The organism is Prosthecobacter sp. Pr1 (assembly GCF_057652315.1).
In genome coordinates, this window is sequence record NZ_JBYFBS010000001.1 from 232,513 (window position 1) to 254,122 (window position 21,610).

Here is a 21,610-nt window from a genome sequence, read left to right on the forward strand (position 1 = left end):
CTGGCTCCCTCGTTTCCAAATGATGCGCTGCTGCCACTGGCGAAATCGTACAGTGCGCTTCTCAAGCAGGGCATGATTTCGGAAAATGCAGGCGCTGAAAGGCAGAGATGACATTTCAAGAGACTCATCATGATCACTCAAAAGCAACCGATGGCAAAACTGGCCGCCAAAGCCACCAACACCTCGACCTCGAAAAACAGAAGGCGAAAGGCAGTGAAATCCAAAACTTTACCGGCCACTGGGACGAAGCTCTCGCAGCGGAAGCCTGCCGTGTATTCTCAAACAACGAAGCGGAAAACTGAAGCTGGTGGAGCGGGGGGGACTGTGATGCCGGTGATGGCCAGCGGTCTGACCTTCAACTCCGGTGACAGCGGTCGCGCGGCGGTTGCCGGAGTGTCGCGTCATTCTTTCACGGCCCGGCGAACCAAGCCGCGGCTGCTCTGGATCGGAGATGCCTTGGTGCCCACCGGCTTTGCCACTGTGACTCATGCGATTCTGAATCATTTGCGGCATGACTGGGAGATCGTGGTCTCTGGCGTGAATTATGATGGTGGGGACCATGATCTGCCTTATCGCATCATGCCTGCGCAGCAGGGAGGTGACATGTGGGGGATGAACCGTTTCCAGGATCTTTGCGCCGAGTTTGATCCCGCTGCCGTCATCATCAACAGCGACTGGTGGAACGTGGCGCAGTTTGCCAGGATCGCGCCCGCCGGAGTACCGGTCATCGGTTACATGCCCGTGGATGGCGGTCACCTAGACCCTGCGGCCATGGCGGAGATCAACCGGCTGCACTCGGCGGTGTGGTACACGAGGTTTGGCCACCGTGCTGCCTGCGACGCAGGTTTCACCGGCCAGCGTCAGATCATTCCGCATGGCATCGATACAGAAATATTCAGGCCAGGGGATCGTGCTGCGGCACGGCAGACGCTGCGGCTCGATGTATCGCCGGACGCATTCATCGTGGGCAACGTCAATCGCAACCAGCCGCGCAAACGGCTCGATCTCACGATTCAGATTTTCGCCGCCTGGATCAAACAGCACAACATCGCCGACGCTTATCTGCTCCTGCACTGCGCTCAAAAAGACACGGGCTGGGATCTGCGCAGAGTGGCCGCCTACTGCGGTGTCGCTGACCGTCTGATCCTCACCGGTGCCGAAGACATCCGGGATTTGCAGGACGTACACAGGTTGAGGCTCGTCTATAACTGTCTCGATGTGCAGATGACCACCACGCTGGGGGAAGGCTGGGGGCTGACCACGATGGAAGGCATGGCCTGCGGCATTCCGCAAATCGTGCCCAAATCTTCTGCCCTGGGGGAGTGGGCCAGACCTGCGATTAAAATTCCGTGTTCACGCACGCTTATTCATCCTGAGATCAACACGACCGGCTCCTTGGTCGATGAGGCACCCTTCGTGGCTGCGTTGCAGTCGCTCCATGAAAACCGAGATGCGCGCAGCCGTCTTGCCGCAGAAGGACTGGTGCACGTGCGCGGTGAGGCCTTCCGCTGGGAGACTGTGGCGCGGCAATTTCAGGAGCTGCTGGCCACCGCTCCGTGCCAGGCGAAGCGGCGGCAGGATGCTCGATCCCGGCTGTTCAGCAGCAATGCTTGAAAGCAGGCTGAGGAGTTCCAGCGAGCAGGGCCGCCAGTTTGTCGAGGCAGCCATTCCAGCCGTAGGTGTGCTTCTGGCAGCTGTCGTCGCTGGGGAATCCGGTCTGGGTGAGATGCAGTTCGGTTTCATCGCCAACGGCCTTGAACTCAAAGGTGACGAGTGACTCGCAGTCTGCCCAGTCTTCATCGTTCTCCCATTTCCAGGTGTAGACGATCTTCGAGGGCGGTGTGATCTCACGGTAAACACCCACGGCAACAACGGCTTTGGAGGTTTCCGGATTGTACGAACTGGTGCGGTAGCTGCCGCCGACGCGGAAGTCGGCGCTGCATTCGATGATGTGGGGAGGTCCGCAGCCAAACCATTGCTGGATGGCTTCGGCGCTGGAGAAGGCGGCAAAGACGCGCTCGCGCGGTGCTTTGAAGCGACGGGTGAGATTGAGGGTTTGTTCGGCGACGAGAGTGGTCATGACTTTTTAGGTTTGGTCTGTTCTTGGGCGGGTGGCTCTGGCGGGGCCTGCTCCACGAGGGCGGCGAGTCTGTCGAAACTGCCTTCCCACATCTGGCGGTGGCGTTCGATCCAGTTCACTGCTTCGCGGAGGGGTTTGGGATTGGCGGAGATGTAATGGGTGCGTCCTTCGATCCGGCGCTTGAGCAGTCCTGCATCCTCCAACACGCGCAGATGCTTGGAGACGGCCGGGAGGGACATCTGCAAGGGCTCTGCGAGCGCCCCTACCGTGGCCTCTCCCTCGATCAGGCGTGTCAGCAGCCCCCGCCGTGTGGCATCGGAGAGTGCGGCGAATACGAGATCAAGGAGCAGAGGCTGGGGGGCGCGTCTCATGGAGAAACGAGTGGATGCTGCGTGGCGCGCTGGCAAGCGGGCTTACTTCACGCGCTCAAACTGGAATGAATGGTCCTCCTGGGCTTTGCCGTTGTCGAACAACGTCCAGTTCTGTGTCACATGATTCAAATCCACGAAGGTGATGACGGCGGAGTGCATGTGTTTCTCCGTTTCCACTTTGATTTCACTGTCCTTGGCCAGGTCGAAGGTGAGGGATTTGTCATCGGTCTTCACCAGCGTCATGCTGGGCCGGTTGCACAGCATGCAGTAATGGGTCAGCACGACCTTGCCATCCTTTTCATGGTAGAGGGTGACCATTTCCTTGGGGGTGTCGGGAAACATGCGCTCTTCCAGCGCGCTGCCGCCGGAGATGACGCGGTACTGGGTCGTCACGGTCATGGGGCCCTGGCCCATGTCCACTTTGGCCTGCCAGGTGCCGGCCAGTGTTTTGAGTTTTTCAAATTCGGCGGAGCCGGTGTAGGGCTTGGGCGGTTCGCCTGCAGAGGTGGTGAGCACCAGGGAGAGGAGGGACAGAGTGATAAGAAGCAGATTTGTTTTCATAGGAGTATGGTTTGTAACCGGCTGAATAGTTAACCAAATGGTTAAATAATTCAAGTGAAATTTTGCACGCTGTGTTTTTCCCGATTTTGCTCATCCATGGACTGTCCTTCTCATCCCATTCTGTGGTAGCATGACGGTGCATGAAAATCGCTTTCGTCGGAGCATCAGGGTACGGCAACATCGGTGACGACACCTATCCACTCGTCTTTGCGCAACAGCTGCCCGAGCATGAACTGGTGTTCTACAATTCAGACCTCCCATCCAGCCTGCCAGACGATCTGGATATGATCGTGATAGGCGGAGGCGGGGTGCTGCACAATGCCGGAGCGGAACCCGAAGAGGGGGAGTCGCCCCATTTCCGGTGCATGCGGTTTTACATCCATGCGGCTATCGAGAGCGGCATTCCCTGGGGCATTCTGTCCTGTGGATTTCAGTTTGAAGTGCAACGTGATTCCGCCTATGCCCGGTCACTGAAGCCATGGGTGCCGTATTTGCAGCAGGCAGCCTTCATTACTCTGCGCTCACCCGAGTGTGTCCGCATCGCACGGGAGATCAGCGGCAGAGCCGACGCTGTTTTCTTCCCAGATGCGGCGTATCTTTATCATCCGGCAGGTGTGCTGCAGCAGGGCCTTGCAGAAGGTGTGACGATTGTACCCGCCGGCCTGGTCAATCCGCGCAATGCGCTCATCAACCACTACCTGCGCCAGTTTGCGGCCAGCGGTGCTCCGGTGTCATGGCTGCGCATGGGCGCGCTGGTGGATGATGGCTGGATGCTGGAGGAAGCGGCGCAGCGTTTCCCCGATTCGAAGACCATCAACGCAGCAGACCCTGAGGCAGCGTATCGGTGCATCGCCTCCTCACGGTTCGTCATCACAGGACGTTATCATGGCATGATTTTTTCGAGAACAAGCCGCGTGCCATTCATCACACCCACGGAGGTGCCGTACAAATTGCGGCAGGAAGATTATGCCGCTTCGACCGCATCCGCCGCCGGTCACTTTGAGGTGTTGCGGCGTTTCATCGAGAGGTGATCAACAGCGCTGCAGAAAGGCCGCCAGCTCAGCTGCATCCGCCTGCGGGAATTCACGGCCCAGTGTGTTTTCGCGATCCATGCCGAAGGCGTAGTCCGTCTTCTTTCTCACATCGACATGGTCCGCTGGGTAAAACACGGCAACGGGCTTGTGCTCAAACCAAGCGGCCTGCTGCAGGCTGGACCAGCTGCCCACATAGGCGCGGCAGCTTTTCACGAGGTTAAGTGTCGCAGGTGTGGAGAGGTTTTCGAGAACGGTTACATTGCCGCCTGCAAAAGCCCGCCCGTCTTCTGCGTTGTGGACAAGCTTGCCGCCGCCGGAACGGGGATAACTGCGCGTCACGATGAACACCCGGCACGGCAGTTTCCTGAGCACTTGCAGAGTCTTTTCGATCAAATCAGGAGGCAGGGAGCGCTCCGTCACACCTGCGAAGGGCTGGAACACAATGTGTCCGTCTGAAGGAATGTTGTCCGGTGCGTCAAACACGGGGACATGGCCGTTTGCAGGGCCGCGGATGAGCTGCGCATAGTCCACACCGGCAAAGGCGCACAGCTCCCGGCTGATGTCCACACCGCGCAGGCCGGCGTTGAAGAACTCCACATATTTGTGCGCGAGATCGTAGAGGATGAAATTCTTCGCGTTGCGATGATGGCGAAAGATCTCGATCGAAAACGGATTGTGAGAGGCCATGATCACGGGAACCGGCTGTGTGGTCTCGCTCAGCACGCGGTAGCTGGCATTCTGATAGCAAACACGGATCACATCGCCGAGGCCGGCGGCAAAAAGGGCGGCAGACATTTGTGAAGCAATGGTGCGGGTCCTGACGTTGACAAGGCTCTTCTCATCCCTCCCTGCCATGAAGATACTCACCTCATTCCTTCTTCTTTCCTTGTCCGCTCAGGCCGCCGTCACGCTGCCTGCGATTTTCTCCGATCACATGGTGCTGCAAAGCGGCAAGCCGGTGCCTGTCTGGGGCACTGCGGACGCGAACTCGGAAGTCAGCGTGGCCATCGCGGGTCAAAAGAAAACGGCCAAGGCGGACGCGAACGGCCAGTGGTCGGTCAAACTGGATGCATTGACTGCTTCCATTGAGCCGCAGACGCTGACGATTGGTGACAAGACGATCAACGATGTGCTGGTCGGCGAAGTGTGGCTCGGATCGGGGCAGTCCAACATGGCGATGACCGTGCAGAGCGCCAAAGATTACCCGGCCAGCCAGGCGGCGGCGAATGTGCCGCTGATCCGCATGTTTACCGAAGGCAGCGCGGCTGCCGCCACGGCGCAGTCGCAGGGCAAAGGCACCTGGGTGATCTGCTCCCACGAGACGGTGGGGCGTTTTTCTGCCACGGCGTATTTCTTTGGCCGCAATGTCTATGAGGTGCTCAAGCAACCGGTCGGGCTCATCAATTCCTCCGTGGGTGGCACGCCGATCGAGTCCTGGATCAGTCCTGAGGCACAGCATGCGAGCGCGGAATTGAAGCCCTTCTTTGAGGCGCTGAAGCGGGACGATGCAGCATTTGATGAAGCCAAGGTGAAGGCTGTTTATGTGCGTCAAGTGGCCAAATGGGCCGAGGAGGTGAAGGCGGCTAAGGCGGAGGGAAAATCCGCACCGCGCAAGCCGCGTGACCCGATCGAAACCCGCAAGCGCAAAGGGAATGTGGGGGGCCTCTTTAACGGCAAGATTTCGCCGCTCATCCCTTATGCGATTCGTGGTGCCATCTGGTATCAGGGCGAGGCGAACAGCAACGGCCCCAAGCCGTCGTTCTACCAGGCTCAGCTCACGCTGCTCGCCAAGGACTGGCGCACACGCTGGAACGACGAGTTTCCCTTTGCCTGGGTGCAGCTGCCGAATTTTACCCGCGTCGGTGACGGATGGCCGATTGTGCGCGAGCAGATGCTCAACGCACTGAGCACGATTCCGAACAGCGGCATGGCCATCACGCTCGACATTGGCGAGGCGAAAAACATTCATCCAGCCAACAAACAGGAAGTGGGCCGCCGCCTCGCGCAGTGGGCGCTGGGTTCGGTGTATCACAAGGATGTGGCTGACACTTCCGGGCCGCTGATTGACCAAGCCACGGTCAAGGGCGGCGCATTCGTGATCACTTTCACGCATGCCAAGGGGTTGAACGCGAAAGGTGAGCTTGGTGAGTTTGAAATCGCCGGAGTGGATGGACAGTGGCATGCGGCTGAGGCGAAGATCGAGGGCGAGACGGTTGTCGTCTCATCCAAGGCCGTCGCCGACCCGAAGCAGGTGCGGTATGCGTGGAAGGACAATCCCGTGGCCTCGCTCTTCAACGGTGCGGGCATTCCGGCTTCGCCATTTCGGAAGTGATGTGCCTTGGTGAGATAGGATTGACAGTCCTTTTGATGGGAGGGCATACTCGTTTTCATCATGAAACGAGTTTCTGCTTATGACTGGAGAAGGATCATTCTGTGGGCTGCCCTCTGGACGACTCCGGCCCTCGCGTCTGAGACCGAGGACCGGCTGACGGCCCTCAAGAAAGAACTGCCGTTCATCTCGACCGCGGATTTTCTCTACAATCGGCAGCCAATGGGTTACGAGCGGGTGAAAAAGATCCGTGCCGCATGGGATACTCTTCAGGGGCTTTGCTCAGCCGAGCTCGAGAGCGCCGAACTGGTCAGGCTCGCAGAGCAGGGAGATGCAGCAATACGCTGTCTGGCGGTTCTGGCGCTCGTAGCCCAGGAGAAGCCTGACTTTGTGCCGGTGTGCATCAGGCTGGCGAATGATTTCACCCCGACCCTTCCTTTCGGCCATAGTGGAGACCTCATTGGCCCCGAGATGGTAACGATCCCGCAGACAGTGGCAGATGTGGCGCGCACATGCCTGCAGATGGTGGGCTGCGATTTCCGGGATCCGAATGATGCCCAAAAGGCGTTTCAGCCCAATGCGGAGACGTGGTGGGAGCAGAGGCAGTCGAACATGGACTGGCTAGGCTGGCATGGTTTTTTACACAAGCGGGCCTCCATGGGATATTCACCGCCGCAGGAAGAGGCCAAGCCTGCCCTGAAACAATTCTGGAGCCAGGCGGAGAAGCTGCCGCCCAAAACTCGTGCCTGGCTGATGCTCTACATGGCCGATGGCGTCTTAATGTCCACCGGGCAGTGGCAGGACTGGTATGCCACGGAGGAGGAGATGATCCGTGCGGTGCGTGGACTTGGAGCTGCGGCACTGGTGGAGTTTTTGCAGACGGGTCGCAGAGCGGGGCTGAAGGAGCCAGCCATTGATGACCCCAGACAAGGCAGAAGGTTCATCATCACCTATGCCAAACATTTTTTCTCACCTGAGAATGCCAAAGACCTGACGGCCTTGAAACACTACACGGCTGCCATGGATGCTGATCCGGCGCGGGCCAGACAGGTGAAAGTTGAGGCCATGCAGTATCACGCCAGTAAATACGGGGGCTGGGAGCGTGCCGAGGTGATGGCAGCTTTGGCAGATCTTGGGGATGAAACGGACTTGGCCACAGTGGCCAGATGGTTTTACACGGAGTCAAATGGCGCCCGCGGATCGACGCCGCAGACGGTGTTTCTCACCAGGCTGGAACAGCGCCGACCACGTGCAGGAAAGGAACTCATCAGGCTGCTGGCAAGTGATCCGGAGCTTGATCGTCTGAGGCCCGAGGATGTGACCCACTTGGCGTCGCTGCTGAAAAAGATCACTCCAGACTTTTCCATTGAGCGCTCCTGGAACGACGAGAGGGCAGACGAAGTTCGTGGTTTGCTGAGAGCCTATTTCAAGATCGGCTCTTTCGCGATCCAGGAACTCAAGCGGCCGGAAAAATATCTGGATAAGCCTGAATGGTCTGTGGAACTGGATGGGCTGGCACACAGCATGGTGATCCACCCCAACGGTTCGTTGCTTGCCGTGGGCATGAGTGACGAAGGCGGAGGTGTGCGTGTGCTGGATGCGGGGAGTGGAAAGGAGAAGCATCGCATTGCCCAGTCAGGCGAGTACTTGAACGTGTTTTTCAACCCTGATGGCACCCAGTTGCTGTTTCATGCTCCAAGCTCGATGGGTCAGATCCATGTCTGGGATGTGGCGAGCGGAAAAGAATCCTGGCAGTCGGTGGAGCCGCAGTTCAGTTTTCAACTTGCCGCTGACAAGCCGTTTGGATTGTTTGAAGGCGAGAGCAATCAGGAACGGTTCGTTCGGATGGATCAGATCACATTCAAAACCTTGTGGACGAAGGAGCTTCAGTCAAACCGCAGGAGAACGACAAAACTCTCACCCGATGCGAAGTGGATAGCGCTGGTGGATGAAGAGTTCAAAACCATCCAGCTCCTCGATTCCGCCAAAGAGGGGGAGCTGGTCACGGAGTTCGTGGGACATGCGTCCTACCCGAGCAAGTACGCTTTTTCGCCGGACTCCACCAAGCTCATTTCTGTGGCGGAGGATGATCGTGTCATCCTGTGGGATGTCATCACGAAGCGCATGCAGTCGATGTTTCGTGGCAGACGTATGCAGTCTGGACCGGTTGGTTTTACCGCGGACTCGCAGTGCTTCTTTGCCAACGCGGAGCCAAACGGCCTGGGTGTTTACTCCATGGATGGAACTTCCCGCTTTGGCATCAAATACACGGGCAACTGGATGGAGACAGTGGTGCCGTCCCGTGACGGACGTTTTCTTTTCATCATGGTCCAGCATGCAAGCCGGCCGTCAGGAAGGGCTGACCGGAGCCGCATCGAGTGCTGGCGCCTGAAGTAGAGACCACTTTTTCCCTGCCGGGACGCGGAACACCACTTCCGCGCCCCGCAGGGACTTGATCCAACCTAATTCAGATCAAAATTTCAAGGTGCCGCCGACGTAGAAGTTGCGGCCATAGGCGGGGATGATGCCGCTGCTGTTGACGAGGGAGTAGTAGTGCTTGTCGAAGACGTTGTTGAGGCCGGCCATGACGGAGAAGTTTTTTCCGAGGGGGACTTCGGCGGTGAGATCCCAGGTGGTGTAGGCGGGAATGTCGAAACGGCCGTCGGCGTTGTCGGTGCCATTGTGGCGGGCCATCAAGGTGCCGAGGAAGGCGATCTTCAGGCCGCTCTTGCGTTTGTAGATGGCACCGGTGCGGATGATGTAGGGCGGAGCGTACTGCGGGGTGCCGCCGTTGTTGACGCCGCCGGAGAGACGGGCTTCGAGCACGGAGATGTTGCCGTAGAGATTGAGGGCACCGAGGTATTCGCCACGATGAGTGCCGTTGAGCGCATCGAGCCCGCCGATGACATCGAACTGTGCGGCGCCTTCCCAGCCGTAGTTGATGCTGCGGCCGACGCTTTGGATGTTCAGGCCGGCGGTGCCGATCTTGTCATCGAGATCAACGAGGAAGAAGGAGGTGTCATAGGTGAACCAGGGTTTGGGATTGCCACGGAGGCCGAGTTCGTAGCTCCAGCCCTGGGATGGGGCGACATCGCTGGCCGTACCACCTGCGGCGGGGATGAGCGACTGGCCGAAGGTGGTGGCACGGTAGCTCTGGGAGATGTTGGCATAGACGGCGGTCTGGTTGCCGAGATCGTAGGAGAGGCCGAGGCCAAAGAGCGGCTGCTTGTCGAACTTGCTGGCATCCCGCTGCGTGGTGGTGACACCGATGTTCCTGACGGTGATGTCTTGATTGACCATCTCCATGCGGAAACCGGGCGTGACGGTGAGGCGGCCGAAGGTGAACTTGTTTTCGAGGAAGACGGAGCCGTAGATCACATCACGGGCAGCGACGGTGTTGACGGTGCCGATGTTGTCCGTGGGATAGGCTCCGGTGGCGTCCTTGCGCGGAGAGCGGCACATGTAGAACTGCATGCCTGCGGCGAGGGAGTGATTGCCGCCCCAGAGCTCATAATCGTGGCGGATGCGGGGCTCGACACCCCAGTTGTAGAACTGCTGGTGCTGGATGGCCGTAGTAGGGGCGGTGACGGTGCCAAAGCCGCCTGTCTGACGATTGCTCCAGCGGTCATAGGCACCGGCCCAGGTTTTCACGCTGAGCTCGGTCTGGCTGGAAAACTTGTGCTGGAGCTCTGCGCTGGCGACGACGCGGCTCAGGCGGAAGCGGTCGGTGGTGCGCACGGTTTGATTGCGGTCGGCGTTATAGGCCGAGGCGGTCAGTCCACCGGGGTCGCCATGGCGGTCAGAGCCAGCATCGAGGGAAAAAATCCAGCGTGTGTCGGTGGCCTGCTGGTAGATGAGTTTCAAGCGGCCGCCATCGACGTTGAAGTCGCTGTTGGCTTTGCGGAACCCGGTGCCGGAGCGGTGGTTGAACCAGCCGTACCAGCTCCATTTGCCAGCGCTGCCATCGATGGAGGTGAAGGTGGAGTAGAGGTCGTTGCTGCCAAAAATGTGCTTGGTCTGCATGCCAAAGAGGCGGTCCGTGCGAGGCATGGATGAGACGTAGTTCATGGCACCGGCCGGCTGCGGGCCGTAGAGCAGCGAGGCGCCGCCACGGACGAAGTCGATGCGATGGGTGGACTCCAGCGGCGGGGTCCAGTAGGACTCGGGGTAGCCTTGAGGGTCTGCGGCGATGGGGATGCCATCCTGCAGCATCATGAAATACTGGGCGCGATCTGGCGAGCCGATCCCACGATAGCCAAGGCTTACCAGCGGAGTGCTTTCTTCAGCAGTGATCAGGCCGGGCGTCATGGCAAAGGCCTGGCTGTAGTTGTTGGCCTGCACCTCAGGGAGTGCCTGGATGTTCAAGGAACTCGCTTTCTTGCCTGCATAAATCTTGGTGCCTTCGACGGGCGGCAGGTAGGGAATTTTGACCTGAGGTTCTTCTTGAGCGTCTGCCGTGATAACGATGTTTGGCAGTTCGGTGACGATGTCTGAACTCGGTTTGCTTGCCGGATTGCGAACGCTTTGGGACCGAGCATGGGAAGCTATGGCAAGGAAAAGGAGGGCAACGGCAGCAAGTGAGGTACCAGCGGTGCGGGGGAAATGGGAAGGGGCAATGGGCTTCATCAAAGGTCGGTCTTGAGATTCTGTCGCAGCAGACTGCGATAGTGAGTTGGATGACTATACGCGCAAGTTTTTTGTGCGACTGAGTCGCAATTGCAAAGTGGCAACCATTTCTTGCGCTTCATGCGAGGGGAATGTCCCTGCGGCGGCGGAACACCACTTCCGCACCCCGCAGGGACTTGATCCAACCTAACAAGGACCAAACTAGGAAGCTGTCTCCGATGCGGCGACGTGGCCGCGTTTGGGGAAGAAGCGACGAAAGGCGAGGGCGAAGCCGGTCCAGATGAGGATCATGGTGGCCAAGGTGCACAAGGCGGCGACGGTCTGACCGATGAGGCCGAAGAGCTCGCCGGTGTGGAGGAAACGGGCGTACATGCGCAGGCGGCGTCCGAGATTTTGGTGCTGCAGATCGTCCGGGCTGGGCAGCACTTTGGCCTGAGCCACATCGAGATTCAGCATGGTGCGGAGATGGACCTGGCCGCGGCCACCACGATCTACCATGAGGGGAAAAGGGGCGCTGGGTTTCTGAGGCATGCGCAGGCTGAGGGTGGACCAGCCGGGGATTTGCTGGCGTGCCTGGGCGAGGAGTGGTTCGAGTCCGGTGAGGGAAGGGGATGGGGCTGCGGGTCCGCCGCCTTCGCGTTTGCCGCCAGGACCGCCTGCCGGGCGTTCGCGTGGAGGTGGTGGCTCGCTGCCGGTGAGGGTGAAGAGCAGGTTGTTCGCCCAGCCGTAGGACATGATGAGGCCGGTGAGGATGATGCAGAGCTGAGGGAGCGCGCTCCAAAAGCCGAAGACGTTATGCCAGTTCCAGTTGCGCGCGCGGTCTCTGAGCTTGGGATTGAAGAGGATGACCGCGCGCACGTTGGCCCAGCGCCAGTGGCGCGGCCACCAGAGGTAGATACCGGAGAGCAGCAGCAGGCTGAAGATCAAACAACCTGCGCCGGTGATGGCCTTGCCCACTTCTTTGGGAAGGCCAGAACCGGTGAGGAAGCGGTGCCACTCGGTGGCGGCGTGGAAGAAGTCATGCCAGGCGCGGTGGCCCTCGCCGAGAAATTCGCCGTTGTAGGGATTGGCGAAGTAGATGCCCTCTTTTCCGACGGACAGCGTCACGGGCATGGCAGGGTCTGCTTTCCAGGTGATGCCGCTGGGATTCAAATCGGGCTTGGTTTCGTGAACCTTGGCCAGCAGCGTTTCGATGTCGAGATGTGAGACACCTGCGGCAGGCGGGGCGACGCGCAAATCTCGATTGGCCCAGTCGATGAGCTGGGCCTCGTATGAAATCATGAGGCCGGTGACGGCCATGGAGAGAATGACCACACCGGCGACGAGACCTGCGATGAGATGACCCCAGAAAATGAGGCGAAGAAAGGTGGGCTTCACGGTTACATTTCCGCCCACTGGCGCAGGAGATTATGATAGACGCCGGTGAGCTGCACGCCGGTCTGTTCAGCCACGGGATTGTTTTTGAGGTCGCGGCCCAGACGCTGGATGGCGAGATCGAGGTCAAAGAGGAGTGATCGCTGGCCGTTGTCACGGATCATGCTTTGCAGCCAGAAGAAGGAGCAGATGCGGGCGCCGCGTGTCACCGGGGTGACGTGGTGCAGGCTGGTGGAGGGGTAGAGAACCATGTGGCCGGGGGGGAGCTTCACACGCTGTACACCGTAGGTGTCCTCGATGCAAAGCTCCCCGCCGTCATACTCTTCCGGGCCGGCGAAGAACAGCGTGGCGCTGAGGTCCGTGCGGATGCGGATGGGCATGGTGGGATGCTGGCGGATGGCGTTGTCCACATGCGTGCCGAAGGACTGGCCTCCGGAGTAGCGGTTGAACAACGGCGGGAAAATCCGCTGAGGCAGTGCGGCGGCGTGGAAGAGCGGATTTTTAGCCAGAGCGGTGAGGATCATCTCTCCGAGCTCACGCGCAGCGGGGCTGTCCTCCGGGAGCTGCATGTTGTCCTTGGCCTTGGCGGATTGGTAACCAGCGGTGCCTTTGCCATCCACCCATTCGGTGGAGTCCAGGAGCTGGCGCGCATGAGCAACCTGCTCAGCGGTGAGAACATCGGGAATTGCGATGAGCATGACGGGAAGGGGAAACAGATTAGAATTTGATGCTTGCGGTGAGTGCGGCGGAACGTCCCGGGCCGGGGACGAAGTGACCACCGCCGACGCTGCCGACGTAGCGCTCATCCGCGAGATTGTAGATGTTCAGGCGCAGGCTGATCTTCTCGGAGAACTTGTAGCTGACCATGGCATCCAGTGTCCAATAGCTTGGGGCGGTGCGGGCGCTTGCGGCGGAATCGTTGCTCGTACGCGGGCCCATATACTGGGCTCCGAAGCCGAACTGCGTTTTTTCCAGGAGGGTGTAGGTCGTCCACAGGTTGAAGGTTTGAGGGGGGGCATTTGACAAGGACTGACCGATTGCACCTGCGGCGGTGGAGGCTTTCGTCTCGCTTTCCATGATGGCGTAACCTGCGAAGACCTGCCAATTTTTGGTGATGCTGCCGGTCATGCTGAACTCGATGCCTTGAACCTGCTGATCTCCGCCCAGAGTTGTGACGCCGGATGGGTCCGTGGTGCGGGCGTTGGTTTTTTCAGAGCGGAAGAGGGCCGCCGTGAGCGAGAGGCGCTCCTTGAGAACGTCCCACTTGGTGCCGAGCTCGAAGGTGGAGGTTTGTTCAGGATCCAGCGAGGATGTGGCGGCGGTGAGGCCCAGGCCTGCACCGGAAGCACCGTCGATGGTGGGATTGAACGAAGTGCCGTAGCCGAAGTAAATGCTGCCCTGCTTCACAGGCTTGTAGATCAGAGCGGCCTTGTAGCTGAACAGATCGTCCGCGTTGGCATAGCCGCCGGCAGAGGTGTTGCCGGGTCCGCTCACGGTAGCATACATGTGGTCATAGCGAAGGCCGGCGCTGATTTCCCAGTGTTTGCCGATCTTCATGGTGTCGAACACATAAGCGGAGACGGTGTAGAGGTACGCCTCAATCGGGGCTGGCAGACCAGGGTAGGTAGCGCCCGTGAGGTCCTGCGTGCCGGCCGGGGGTGAGAAGGCGCTTGGCAAATATGTTACGCTGGGGGCATACAAATCGGTGAGGGTTGCCACCCCGGCGACATTGGCATTCTGCTGGTGCTCGAGATAGAACTCCATGCCGGTGACGAGCGCGTGCTTGATCGGGCCGGTGGAGAAGTCGGCCACGAAATTGGTCTGGTTGCCAAACATTTCAGTGAACTGCTGACGACGCTGCAACTGGCGGTTCAGTATCGTGGTATATTGATTGCCCGGGGCCACGCCAACGTCACGGAGCCGTGGTGCGGTGCTCACGGAGTCGCGATGGCTGCGCGAGTAGCGGGTGATGTTGCGGACGCGCGCGTGGTCAGAGAAATCGTGTTCAAAGATCGCCGTGAAGTGGTCGGTCTGAACCTTCTCATAGTCCACGCCGGGGATGCCGTAGAAGGTGTTGAAGCTCACGCCTGGAGGCGGCTGGTTCTGGTAGCCGGCGAGTGCGGCTCCGGAACCACTGAAGGTGCCGTTGTTGGGGACCCATGGCAGGCCGTAGTCCGGGACGTTGCTTTCCTCCAGCCGCTGGTAATTCAGCATGAAGCGTGTGTCCGTGCCCAGACCCGCGCCCAGCGATGCGGCGATGCCGTAGCGCTCCATCGAGACGTGGTCACGTCCTGGTGTATCAGCGCTGTGGTACATGGTGTTGAGGCGGAAGGCCGTGTGCTCAGAGAGCTTCTGGTTCACATCCACCGTGCCGCGGTAGAGACTGCTGGTGCCGCCGCTAACCGTGGTGAGCACGGAGTCTGTCAGATTGGCCATCTTGCTGACGGTGTTGATGGAGCCCCCGGTGGAGCCACGACCGACAGTGGAGGAGGAGGGGCCTTTGGTGATCTCGACCTGCTCGGTGTTGAAAGGATCGCGGTTGTAGTTGGCGTAGTCGCGCACGCCATCGAGGTAGATGTCGCTGCGTGCGCTGAAGCCGCGGATGGCGAGATTGTCGCCAGACACTGCGCCGCCTTCACCTGCCTGCATGGAAATGCCTGGGGTGTTTTTCAGCACATCGCGGAGGCTGAAAGCGCCGCGGTCCTCGATCACCGCCTTGGGAATGACCGTGATCGTCTGTGGGATGTCGCGCAGCGGCTCCGTGTACTTCTGTGATTGCAGGCGAGTGGGGTTGTAGACCGAGCCAGTCGCTTCAATGAGGACTTCGGGCAGCTCGGTGGGAATTTCTTCAATCTGCGGCTTGAGCTTGCTGGGGGCGGCGGTTTGGGCGCTCAGGCTGCCTGCAGCGCACAGCAACGAGGTGACAGAGAGAGTTTGGGGGCCTGTCTTGCGAGCAGCGCGGCGGATGCGGGAGGCGAATTTTTTTGGCATGAGAGGGATGATCGGAAAGGGCTAACTAATGCTAATGAGATTCGATTTCATTAGCAAGTTGCGATTAAGTCTCATTTTCAAACCCAGTCAACCTTGGAAAATAGCGACCTTTTGCTCAAAACTTGCGGTCTTTTGCGGTCTCCCGGGGACTGAAAATGGGTCTTGAAAACGCTCGGCGATCCAAAGCCCCATTGACTTTCAGCCCAATCTTTTGGCTCAGAATTTGACGGTGGACGTCAAAGCAGCGGAGTGTCTTGGCCCATTGCCGGCATGAAGATGGGCGCTATGCGGTTCTTTCTGCGGAACGTTTTTTGATCCGCTCTGCCGCCCGGCTCATCGACTCCAGCACCTCGATCAGCCGGTCCATTTTCTGCAATCCGAGATCCAAGGGCCCGCGCCGCCGCATTTCCGCCGCCGCCAGATCCAAGGCTTCAAGACCCACCTGGTAGAGGTCGTCCGCTTTTGCCAGCAGCGGGGAACCCTGCTCTGGATCCAGCACATCGAGCAGGAACTCCGCCATGAAATGGGGCTGGTAAGCGAGGAGCAGGTTGCAGCCATAGCGAAACAATTCATGACGCAGGGCATGGAAAGGTTCGGCCTCTTTCTGGTTCTCCCATCTGGCGGTGAGCTGCATGGCTTCGTCCACTTTGTCCGTGGCCTGCATGATCCAGTCATCCGCACGAGTGGTGTCCACCGGGGGTGTCTCCAGAAGCAGGGCCACGGCGCGGCAGAAGATATGGCGTGCTTTCAAGCCGATTTCGGCGGCTTGCAGATTCAGATGTTCCGTGGGGTTGCTTAAAATCAGGGTCTCCTCCGCCACCTGCATGGCCTCCAGCATCCTGGGAGGGGAGATTTCCAGCAGCAGCGCGGCGCGGTTGATCAGCAAGATCGGCAGAAGGGCCGTATTCACCGGAAGTCCCTGCGCCACGCTTTCCTCGATCACGGTTTTGCCATGATCCAGCGACAGCAGCGCAGCGTGCAGGCTCTCAGGCATTGCCTGCGCACGCAGCGCCAGGGATCGGTTCATCCATGCCAGGGCCAGCCGACCGCGATACTGCGAGTCCTCCTCAAGCGGCAGCTTTTGCAGGTGCAAGATGGCCTCATCAAAGCTCTGCACCGCTGCGATCAGCTCAGCTGGGTTTCCCAGTCGTGTCAGCACGTCCCCCCGGTTCATCCAGCAGGCTGTGAGCAGCCAGCGATACCAGGCGCTTTCCTCAAACGGGAGCTTACGGCGAATGGCCAGCGCCTGCTCAAAGCAGTTCAGGGCCTCCGGCAGCGCAGCGGCGTCATTGGCCGAAAGCAGTGCAATGCCGCGCTTCATCCAGACTTTGGCGACTGCATTGCGATCGTCAGGGGAGGATTCGTGGGTATCCGGGGGAGGGGGCATTCGGAAGGGCTTCTGGGACAACTTTGGCAGTATCGAGAGCAATAAAAACATAATGATGCGACTGAGTCGCAATTGCAAGTTGACATGCCATTCTTACGTTTCATCGTCCATTCCTGCCCCGCCTTGTGCAATGACCTCCTCAGTGATAAATCCCCTGCCCACCATGGGCTTCAACCTTCCAAAGCCAAGAACCGCTGCTGCTGGCTCTGCCGCAAGGGTGGTGCAACGTGGTGGTAACTGGGCGCGTGTGCTCATCACGCTTTCATGGCTCGTGGGCATCACGGGTAGCTTTCTGACTGTGGGCGTCATTGGCATGTTTGCTGACGATCTGCCGCCGATTCATCTGAAGACTCTCGAAGAAGATGTGGAAACGCCACTTGAGGAGATTTTAAATGGAGACCAGATGGGACTCCCAGACACTGCTGAGCAATCGGCTGAAGGTGATCCAGTACTGCCTACAGTGATTTCTGAGGCAATCGAGACGCCGCCTGAAAATCTTGATCTGCCTGAGATTGCGGAGGCGATGACGCTGGAGGATGTCTTTGCCGTGCCTACCGCACCCAAGATTGAGGACGCGTTGCGGCCCATTGATCCCGTGGCCAAGCCTAAACCGGCACCGCAGCGCACACTTAATACTGCCGTGGCGGCTGGTGGCGGTGGTGCATCATCGGGCAGAACACAGGGAGGCCAGGCAGGGGGCATGGGGGGCAGAGGGAATGGCACAGGTGGAAAGTGGATTAATCCCAAGCCGCCTTATCCTGATTTTGCGGAAAGGGCGGGCATGCATGGCACTGTGCGTCTGAAAATCAGCGTCAGTCCCTCGGGCGTGATTGAAAGTGTCAGTGTTATAAGCACCTCCGGTTACAGTCCACTCGATGAAAGCGCTGCCTCCTGGGTGCGCCGGGAATGGCGTGCGCCTGCCACTGGCGTGGCGAGGAGTTTTAGCCAGCCCTTTAATTTCAAACTGCCATGACATCCATTCACATGCCTCTATTTCCCTCATGCCCATCCTAGCCAACGTCGTCGTCGATCTCTTCCACAAAGGTGGTCCCATCATGTATCCCATTGCCGTCGTCACGGTGGTGGCGGTCTGCATTTTTGTGGAGCGTGTATTCTGGTGGGTGCGCTTTGCCACCAAGCGCTCCGTCAAGCAGGTGGACGAAGTCTATGAAAAACTGGAGGCGGGAGACCTCGCCCAGGCCATCGCCCTTTCGGCGAAATCCAGCGATCCCGTGGTGCGCATGATTCATCACGGGCTCAATCATCGCCACACCAGCATGCAGGGTGCGCTTGAAGTGGCCGCAGGGCAGGAACTGCGGGATGCAGGCCGCTACCTGAGCGCGATGGACACCATCGTCACCCTGGCACCGCTGCTCGGTTTGCTCGGGACGGTCACCGGCATCATGGGAAGCTTCACCAGCATTGGCGGCAGCGAACTTGCTGTCGAAAAAGTTACCGGTGGCATCGGCGAGGCGCTCATCGCCACCGCCGCCGGTCTCGGCATCGCCATTGGCACGCTGGTGCCGATGAACTACTTCCACTCGCGTCTGGCCGGATTGAAGTTTGATCTCGAAGCCGCCGCAAACAACGTGCTGATTCTCGCCGTGCAGCACGGTTTTGACAAAGCCACTCCGAAGGCCTGATCCTGCCGTGAAACTTCATTCGCCATTGCCCGAACGAAAGACGCGGCTGGAAATCATCCCGCTCATTGACGTGATGTTCTTCCTGCTGGCCTCCTTCATGATGGTCAGCCTCACGATGTCCAAGCAGCAGACCATCAAGGTCAACCTGCCCGTCGCCTCCTCGGCGCAGTCCGACTTCAAGCCGGACATGATCAACCTCGCAGTGAACGCCACAGGGGATGTGTTTTTCGACAAGGCCGGCATCACGCTGCCGGAGCTGGATCGCAGACTGGCCGAACGTTTCAGCAAGGACCCCGCCACGCCGGTGTACATCAGCGCCGATGTGAACACACGCTACTCAGATCTCGTGAAAGTGCTTGATGCCGCCAAGCGGGTCGGCTTCACCAAGGTGGCCTTCAACGTCAAACCCGTGAATGCGGCCAAGCCGTCTCTCTGACCCATGAAGCGTCTGCTCACCACGCTGCTGGTTGTCATCTCCCTGGGGCTCTGCGCCGTGTGCATCGTGCAATGGCAGCGCGAGGACCGTCTGCGCGGCCACATCCAGGATCTCGTCAAAAGGCTCGAAGCGGAAAACACCCTGCGCATCGAAGCGGAGCGCAAGGTGCGCGAGTATGAAAAGGAAATTGCTCGTCTGACGGAACTGCGTGCCGAAGTGGAGGCCCGGCTGGTCGAGGTGTCTCGTGAGTACAAAGATCTCTCCGCCGACTCCGTCGCGCGCGGCATCACCATCGCCATCTACATGCGCGAGCTGAGGCAGCTGCAGCACGGTCTGGAGGCGACGCAGCTCGCGTTTGGCAAAGGCGCGGATGCAATCAAAAGCCACAACAGCGTCGTCACGACGCAGAACAGCGCGATGGAAAAGCAGAACGAGCTGCTAAAGCAGCTGGTGGAAGAGCGTAATGACGCGATTTCCAAGCTCAATGCCCGCACAAGGGAGTTCAACGAGCTGGTGGAGAAGTACAACAAGCTGGCGAAGAGCCGGTGATCCGTGCTTGCCATTCCGGCCCGGCTGCGAAAGACTCGCGCCCGCATGAGCCAACCAGCCACTCCTGACATCACCCGTCTTCGCGATCTGTCGCCGCAACAACGCCGTTCCGGACTCGCCGCATGGCTGGGCTGGATGTTTGACGGCCTCGACATGCATCTTTACACGCTGGTCGCCACGGCCTTCGTGGCGCAGCTCATGATGGTGCCGGAGAGCGATCCGACCGTCGGCATGCATGGTTCCATCATCCAGGCTGCATTCTTGGTCGGCTGGGCGGTTGGCGGAGCGTTCTTTGGCCGTATTGGCGATGTGCTGGGCCGCAGCCGGGCGCTGACACTCACGATCCTGACCTACGCCTGCTTCACCGGGCTGTCGTTCTTTGCGCAGACATGGTGGCATCTCATGATCTTCCGCTTTCTGGCAGCGCTCGGCATCGGCGGTGAGTGGGCGGTGGGTGCATCATTGCTGTCTGAAACGTGGCCGAAAAAATGGCGCCCATGGATCGCCGCCACACTGCAAAGCGCGGTGAACTGCGGCGTGCTGCTGGCCTGCTTTGCCGGATACCTGCTCGCCGGAAAAGAGCCGCGCTACATTTTTCTCATCGGCATTCTGCCGGCATTGATCACGCTGTGGATTCGGAAAGCGGTGCCGGAGACTGAGGAGTGGACGCAGGCCCGTGAAGGCCAGGAAGTGCCCAAGATCAGCGATCTTTTCAGCCCTGCGGTGCGTGGTGTGACGTGGCGGGTGATGCTCATCTGCGCGGTGTCATTGACTGCACACTGGACCTTCCTCTTCTGGCAGCAGAAGCACGTGCTGAGCCTCGCTGAATTTTCCTCCCCCCTCATCGACAAATCCGTCAAGGATGCCGCCGTGGTGACGGGGCTGATGTGGATCATGTTTGGCTCGTTGATCGGCAACTACATCGCCGGTGGCCTGGCCAAGGTCTTCGGCTACCGCAACGCCATCGTCGGCATGATGCTGGCCTACTTTGCGATCATGTACTTCTCCTTCTCGCAGGTGTGGAGCTGGGAGGCGACGAAGTGGCAGTTTGCGATCATCGGCGCGTGCCAGGGTGTGTTTGGACTCTTCACCATGTGCCTGCCGCCGCTCTTCCCCGTGCTGCTGCGCACCACCGGCTCCGGCTTCTGCTACAACATCGGCCGCATCGTCGCGGCTGGTGGCACGGTTTTCTTCGGCATCTTTGTGAAGGTCGGTGACTTCCGCACGGCACTGCTGTATGCGGGATTCCTTTTCATTCCTTCCGCCGCTGTGGCGATGCTGCTGCCGTCTGAGCCGGAGCAGGCTGATGGCACGGCGAGTGCGGTGGACTGATCAGGCAAGCGTGCTGGTCGCTTCACGCGACCAGCGTGTAAAAGGGATAGGTCTTCGAAAAGCCTTCCACGGCGCATTCGCACACGAGCCGGACTTCGTTTTCTGCCACCATGCGTTTCACGGCGGCTTCGGTGAAGAGGATGTTTTGCTTCTGTGCTGCGGCCACCTTTTCGACGCGGAAGACGAAGTTCACCTCGGGGCCGTGGAGATTGAGCTCGTTCATCGTCGGCACGGTGCCGAGCATGGCAGCCCCGAAATGCAGCACGAGGCGGAAAGGCGGATTGGCGGCCAGCTGGGCTTCATACAGCTTGGACACGGCCTGGCGCACCTGGATGGCGCTGTCCTCGGTATCATCCCAGTAGCAGAAAAACCCGTCACCCAGATATTTCGACATGTGGCCGCCGCATTCGTCGATGATCTGGCGGCAGTTTTTGAACCAGCTGCCTGTCATGCGCGGGAAGTGCGCACCCTGCAGCGTTTGTGAGAGCTGGGTGGAGCCGATGATGTCTGCCACCATGAGCCAGCACTGCGCCTGGCGGATGTGGATCATCGTCGAGGCCATGACCTGCTGGCCTGCCGGATGCATGGCGCTGAGGATCTCGGAGGAAAATTCCAGTTCGTTGCTGGCGACACGAATGATGTCCCCGTTGTGAAGGCGCACCGACTGCGAGATGCGGCGGCCGTTGACATAGGTGCCGTTCGCACTGCCGAGATCGACCAGCCAGTATTCGTGCTCCCCCTGTGCCTGGATGATGGCGTGGCGGCGGGAGACTTCGCTGTCGGCCACCGGGATGGAATTGTCCGGCGCGCGGCCGATGGAGCAGGTGCCATTCAGATCATGACGCTCCCCATTGGGAAGGCGCAGCCAGGACTGGAGCAGGTTGGTACTCATGGTCA

At 59.5% G+C, this 21,610-nt stretch carries 19 protein-coding genes; 9 read left to right on the plus strand and 10 right to left on the minus strand.

Features of this window, described 5'->3' with window-relative positions; genetic code table 11:
• Positions 1 to 129: 129 nt before the first annotated feature.
• Positions 130 to 1,614, plus strand: coding sequence for a glycosyltransferase family 4 protein (locus AC24GY_RS01085; protein WP_422322145.1), 1,485 nt, complete (start codon positions 130 to 132; stop codon positions 1,612 to 1,614).
• Here AC24GY_RS01085 and AC24GY_RS01090 read toward each other — a convergent pair.
• The 3 genes from AC24GY_RS01090 to AC24GY_RS01100 are packed head-to-tail and all read right to left on the minus strand — an operon-like array spanning position 1,598 to position 3,012.
• The gene (locus AC24GY_RS01090) at positions 1,598 to 2,080 is read right to left on the minus strand and encodes an SRPBCC family protein (RefSeq protein WP_422322146.1); all 483 of its coding nucleotides are present in this window, start codon (positions 2,078 to 2,080) and stop codon (positions 1,598 to 1,600) included. The genes AC24GY_RS01085 and AC24GY_RS01090 overlap by 17 nt on opposite strands.
• The gene (locus AC24GY_RS01095; protein ID WP_487679567.1) at positions 2,077 to 2,451 is read right to left on the minus strand and encodes an ArsR/SmtB family transcription factor; all 375 of its coding nucleotides are present in this window, start codon (positions 2,449 to 2,451) and stop codon (positions 2,077 to 2,079) included. The genes AC24GY_RS01090 and AC24GY_RS01095 overlap by 4 nt, the downstream gene beginning before the upstream one ends.
• Positions 2,452 to 2,493: 42 nt before the next feature.
• Positions 2,494 to 3,012, minus strand: a complete 519-nt coding sequence (locus AC24GY_RS01100) for a hypothetical protein (protein WP_422322148.1) — start codon at positions 3,010 to 3,012, stop codon at positions 2,494 to 2,496.
• A 140-nt stretch (positions 3,013 to 3,152) separates the two neighbouring features.
• On the opposite strand from AC24GY_RS01100, the gene AC24GY_RS01105 reads away from it, so the two are divergent.
• On the plus strand, positions 3,153 to 4,043 hold the full coding sequence (locus AC24GY_RS01105; RefSeq protein WP_487679569.1) for a polysaccharide pyruvyl transferase family protein: 891 nt from the start codon (positions 3,153 to 3,155) through the stop codon (positions 4,041 to 4,043).
• On the opposite strand, the gene AC24GY_RS01110 is transcribed toward AC24GY_RS01105, so the two are convergent.
• Positions 4,044 to 4,841, minus strand: a complete 798-nt coding sequence (locus tag AC24GY_RS01110; protein ID WP_422322150.1) for a hypothetical protein — start codon at positions 4,839 to 4,841, stop codon at positions 4,044 to 4,046. It lies immediately after the preceding gene.
• A gap of 58 nt (positions 4,842 to 4,899) precedes the next feature.
• On the opposite strand from AC24GY_RS01110, the gene AC24GY_RS01115 reads away from it, so the two are divergent.
• Together AC24GY_RS01115 and AC24GY_RS01120 are read left to right on the plus strand one after the other, a co-directional pair.
• On the plus strand, positions 4,900 to 6,378 hold the full coding sequence (locus AC24GY_RS01115; RefSeq protein WP_487679571.1) for a sialate O-acetylesterase: 1,479 nt from the start codon (positions 4,900 to 4,902) through the stop codon (positions 6,376 to 6,378).
• A gap of 60 nt (positions 6,379 to 6,438) precedes the next feature.
• Complete coding sequence (locus AC24GY_RS01120; protein WP_487679573.1) at positions 6,439 to 8,772, plus strand: WD40 repeat domain-containing protein; 2,334 nt, start codon at positions 6,439 to 6,441, stop codon at positions 8,770 to 8,772.
• A gap of 75 nt (positions 8,773 to 8,847) precedes the next feature.
• On the opposite strand, the gene AC24GY_RS01125 is transcribed toward AC24GY_RS01120, so the two are convergent.
• The 5 genes from AC24GY_RS01125 to AC24GY_RS01145 all read right to left on the minus strand — a co-directional run bounded on the left by AC24GY_RS01125 (position 8,848) and on the right by AC24GY_RS01145 (position 16,753).
• A complete protein-coding gene (locus tag AC24GY_RS01125; RefSeq protein ID WP_487679575.1) occupies positions 8,848 to 11,001 on the minus strand; it encodes a TonB-dependent receptor family protein in 2,154 nt (717 codons plus the stop codon).
• Between the two features lie 201 nt (positions 11,002 to 11,202).
• Positions 11,203 to 12,378: a PepSY-associated TM helix domain-containing protein gene (locus AC24GY_RS01130; RefSeq protein ID WP_422322154.1), complete on the minus strand. Its 1,176-nt coding sequence runs from the start codon at positions 12,376 to 12,378 to the stop codon at positions 11,203 to 11,205.
• Positions 12,379 to 12,380: 2 nt separating this feature from the next.
• The gene (locus AC24GY_RS01135) at positions 12,381 to 13,073 is read right to left on the minus strand and encodes a Fe2+-dependent dioxygenase (protein ID WP_422322155.1); all 693 of its coding nucleotides are present in this window, start codon (positions 13,071 to 13,073) and stop codon (positions 12,381 to 12,383) included.
• A 19-nt stretch (positions 13,074 to 13,092) separates the two neighbouring features.
• Positions 13,093 to 15,366 carry a TonB-dependent receptor gene (locus AC24GY_RS01140; RefSeq protein WP_422322156.1) on the minus strand — a complete coding sequence of 758 codons (2,274 nt, stop codon included), beginning with the start codon at positions 15,364 to 15,366 and terminating at the stop codon, positions 13,093 to 13,095.
• A gap of 283 nt (positions 15,367 to 15,649) precedes the next feature.
• The gene (locus tag AC24GY_RS01145; protein WP_487679577.1) at positions 15,650 to 16,753 is read right to left on the minus strand and encodes a hypothetical protein; all 1,104 of its coding nucleotides are present in this window, start codon (positions 16,751 to 16,753) and stop codon (positions 15,650 to 15,652) included.
• A gap of 52 nt (positions 16,754 to 16,805) precedes the next feature.
• Between AC24GY_RS01145 and AC24GY_RS01150 the strand changes: the two genes are divergently transcribed.
• From AC24GY_RS01150 to AC24GY_RS01170, 5 genes are read left to right on the plus strand one after another with little or no spacing between them, the layout of a single operon-like run.
• On the plus strand, positions 16,806 to 17,726 hold the full coding sequence (locus AC24GY_RS01150) for an energy transducer TonB (RefSeq protein ID WP_487679579.1): 921 nt from the start codon (positions 16,806 to 16,808) through the stop codon (positions 17,724 to 17,726).
• Positions 17,727 to 17,754: 28 nt separating this feature from the next.
• Positions 17,755 to 18,396 (plus strand): MotA/TolQ/ExbB proton channel family protein, encoded by a 642-nt coding sequence (locus AC24GY_RS01155; protein ID WP_422322159.1) that lies wholly within the window; start codon positions 17,755 to 17,757, stop codon positions 18,394 to 18,396.
• Positions 18,397 to 18,403: 7 nt separating this feature from the next.
• Entirely contained in the window at positions 18,404 to 18,832 is a 429-nt protein-coding gene (locus AC24GY_RS01160; RefSeq protein ID WP_422322160.1) for an ExbD/TolR family protein, read from the plus strand.
• A gap of 3 nt (positions 18,833 to 18,835) precedes the next feature.
• Complete coding sequence (locus AC24GY_RS01165; protein ID WP_422322161.1) at positions 18,836 to 19,381, plus strand: hypothetical protein; 546 nt, start codon at positions 18,836 to 18,838, stop codon at positions 19,379 to 19,381.
• Positions 19,382 to 19,426: 45 nt separating this feature from the next.
• On the plus strand, positions 19,427 to 20,713 hold the full coding sequence (locus tag AC24GY_RS01170) for an MFS transporter (protein ID WP_422322162.1): 1,287 nt from the start codon (positions 19,427 to 19,429) through the stop codon (positions 20,711 to 20,713).
• Between the two features lie 22 nt (positions 20,714 to 20,735).
• Here the strand turns inward: AC24GY_RS01170 and AC24GY_RS01175 are convergent, their stop codons facing one another.
• A complete protein-coding gene (locus tag AC24GY_RS01175) occupies positions 20,736 to 21,605 on the minus strand; it encodes an FHA domain-containing protein (protein WP_487679583.1) in 870 nt (289 codons plus the stop codon).
• Between the last annotated feature and the right edge of the window lie 5 nt (positions 21,606 to 21,610).